The organism is Coriobacteriia bacterium (assembly GCA_034370385.1).
Lineage (GTDB): Bacteria > Actinomycetota > Coriobacteriia > Anaerosomatales > PHET01 > JAXMKZ01.
This window is the reverse complement of sequence record JAXMKZ010000055.1, coordinates 1-3,406: the sequence shown is the minus strand read 5'-3', so window position 1 is coordinate 3,406 and position 3,406 is coordinate 1. Positions and strand designations below refer to the sequence as shown.

Genomic DNA, 3,406 nt, shown 5'->3' with positions numbered 1-3,406 from the left:
GCTTCACCGGGTGACACGTGATGCACTTCTTGTCCCAGGTCTCGGTGAACGCGTCGACCTCGGTCTCGTGACACTGGACGCAGGTCACGTTGACCGTCGGCTTGACGTGCTCAGCCTTCATGTCGAGGTAGTGGCAGTTCGAGCACCCGGTCTCAGCAGCAAGGTGCGGCGCTGCCGGGTAGTGCTTGGCGTCGACCGGGGCCTTGTCGTGACAGTACGCGCAGTCGACGGTCGAGGGCAATGTCGGCACGCGCGAGGGGTTGTTGTGGCAGACGGCGCACTCGCCGAGCGGTGAGCCCGCGTGGATCGTGCGCACGTCAGGAGTCTCGTGGCAGTCGACACAGACCTGGCTCGCGCCAGCCGTGTGAGCCGCAGTGAGGTCGCCGTGACCGGCGTGACACGTGTAGCAGTCCGTGTTCGCGGGGACCACGTCGTTGCCCTGGTGGCACACGTAGCAATCGCTGTACACCACGCCGGCGACCGTGGTCGAGGCGTTTGAGTGCAGCGAGGCCACATCGCTGATGCCGTGGCAACCAGAGCCGGCACATGCGCTCTGGGTTGAGCCGTGCGCGGCCGTGACGTCGTCGTGCTTCGTGGCATGGCAGCCCTGATCCGAGCAGGTTCCGCTCCACGGCGCAGTGAACGCATCGACCTTGGTCTCATGGCAGCTCACGCAGCTGACAGGTCCGGACGAAGCCTTCGCGTGCTCGGGGTTCAAGCCCAGCTTGTGGCACTTGGAACATGCCGCATCCGTCTCGCCGGTGGCTTCGTGGCTTGCGGCCGGGTAGTGCTCGGTTGCCGGTGGCGAGTACGCATGGCAGTTCACGCACTCGATGGAGTCCGGCAACGCAGGCACCCGTGAGGGGTTGGCGTGGCAGACGTCGCACGGACCTCCGACGGCTCCCGCGTGCAGCGTGAGGGCGTCGGCGGTCTCGTGACAGTCGATGCACTCGCCGCTCGCGTCAGCTGTGTGATCCATGTTCGGGTGGATCGGCGCGTGGCACGAGTCGCACGACGCGGTCGCATCGGCAGGAATCCTGTCCGGCGTGGTGTTCGCGTGGCACAGCGCACAGGTGGTCGTGTAGGCCGGGTAGCGCGCTAGGTAAGGCTCGTGCGCCTGCGGCAGCGAGTTCGACGTATGGCACGTCGAGCTCAGGCACGTCGCGGGCATGCTTCCGTACACGTGCTTCTCCGGCAGGCCGCGATGATAGTCGGTGCCTTCGCTCGCATGGCATGAGGCGCACTCTGCGGTCTTTGCGGTGATGTCGGGCACCCTTGCCGGGTTCTCATGGCATACGGCGCACGGCCCGAGGGGCGAGCCCGCATGCATGGCCTTGAGATCGATCGTCGCAGCACCCGGCGCATGACAAGCGCCGCATCCCTGAACGCTCGCCGACGAGGTGGCCGCATGGCCGCCGAGGTCGGGGTGGTCGACGGCGTGGCACGCCGTGCAGCGCACGTCGTTCGTCACCTCGATGGCGTCTTGCACCTGCTGGCCGCGCGCTCCGGCGTAGTTCTGATGGCACACATCGCAATACGCGAGCTGGGTTCCGTTGGCGTCGGGCCACGACTGCGTGCCGTTGTGCTCGTCGGCGACGTTCGCTGAGTGGCACGGCGCGCAGGGGACCTCAGGCGAGGCCTTGAACGTCGAGGTGTGGGTCGGGTTGATGGGTCCGTGGACACCGGGTCCGCCGGTCATCGGATTCTCATGACACGCGTCGCACTTCGTGAGTCCACCGACTATGGCCAGCACAACGTCGGAATCGGTCGAGTCGTGGCACGAATCGCAGGTCAGCGGATTGCCGAAGCGGTCCTTCTGCGGCTGCGTCGCCGCCGAGCCGATGTGGGCATCGACGAGGTTACTCGTGTGACACGACGCGCACGCGGTCGTGAAGAAGCCACCCGGGGCGCTTCCGGTGTAGAAGGCGTAGTTGGGCACTCCACCACTCATGAGCGCCGGGTCAGCCGCATGCACCTCATAGTGCGGCACGCCAGCTTGCACGTCGTGGCATCGCACGCACTCGGAGTCTGCAGGCAGCACCGGCGCGCGCGTCGGGTTGCTGTGGCATACAGCGCACGCGCCCTCAGGCGCATCGGCGTGGTTCGTGCGCACGTCGACGATGTCGTGACACATCGCACCCGCGCAGCTCGGGCTAGCCGGCGCGGCATGCACGCCACCCGGATGCGCCTCCATGGAGAAGTGGCAGACAGTGCAGTCGCTGGTCGTCGGAGAGACGGTTGTCGAGTGGCAGACGAGACACGAGTGACGAGCCTCGCCGTCGACGATGGTCTCGGCACTCGCGTGGACTGCGGACAGGTCGTCGGCGTGGCAGCCGGCACCGATGCAACCCGCGTTGGCAGGTAGCGGGGCGTGCGAGGCGTCGATGCTACCGTGGACGGCCGTCGCCGAGCCGACCACATGGCAGCCGCCCTGGACACAGGTCTTGGTCCAGTCGGCGAAGCTGTCGCGCGGGCTCGGGTGGCAGGCGTCACAGCCGGCAGCGAGAGAGCTCGCGGCGGGCTTACGGTGCTCGATCAGCACATTGGGGTCGTGGCAGTCGCCGCACGCGAACCCGGTCACGCCGAGCGGCATGCTCGCCACATCGCTGCCGTGCAGCGTCTCGTGACCCGCGTCGACTTGGCTGTGGCACGCCGAGCACGCGGAGTTGTTCGACGCGATCGCGGCCTTCACTGCCGGGTCGGTCGAGCCGTGGCAGGTGTCGCACACGACGGGAGTTCCGGCACTGGTCGTGCGGCCGGCGGCGTTGTGCTCCACGGTGAGCGAGGGATCGTGACACGGGGTGCAGCCGAAGACGTCAGCCGGAATATGGATCTGCGACGGGGTGCCGGGGTGGGCGTAAGACACGGCGTGGCAGCTCGCGCACGGGTGGTCGTGATTGTCGAGCGGGCTTCCCGGCGCGTGGCAGCTCTCGCAGTTGATGTAGCTGACGGCCATGTCGCCGCCGGTGGAGATCGCGGCGAAGCTCGCAGCGATCGTGTGGTTGGCGGCGACGTTCGAGAACGTGTAGGTCGACGGAGCGCCGACCGATACCCCGTCGACGAGCACGCTGGCGATCTGGTAGCCGGATGCGGGCGTGATGGCGAATGTCCGCGATGCCCCGTAGGCCACGGTGGTGGCGCCGGAGGGTGCGATCGAGCCACCGGGCCCGGCCGAGGCGGTGATTGCATAGGGGCCGAACACGTCGGTGATGCCGGTGGCCGAGTAGGTGAGCTCGTCGAGCCACAGGTTCGTGTTCTGGGCGCTGCGCCACATCGTGCCGTGGGTTGAGGTGATGGTGTTCACGCCCCGCATGGGGATGTCGTAACCGACGGCGCCTGAGGCTTTCAGGCCCGTCCATGCGTCAGCTTCGCTCGCACGCTTGGACAGCGTGTAGGTCTGGCCGGT

The 3,406-nt window shown here is 67.5% G+C and carries 1 protein-coding gene; it reads right to left on the bottom strand.

Annotated elements, in window-relative coordinates:
• The coding region (locus U1E26_11480; GenBank protein ID MDZ4170256.1) for a hypothetical protein at positions 1-3,406 on the bottom strand (3,406 nt) is incomplete at both ends.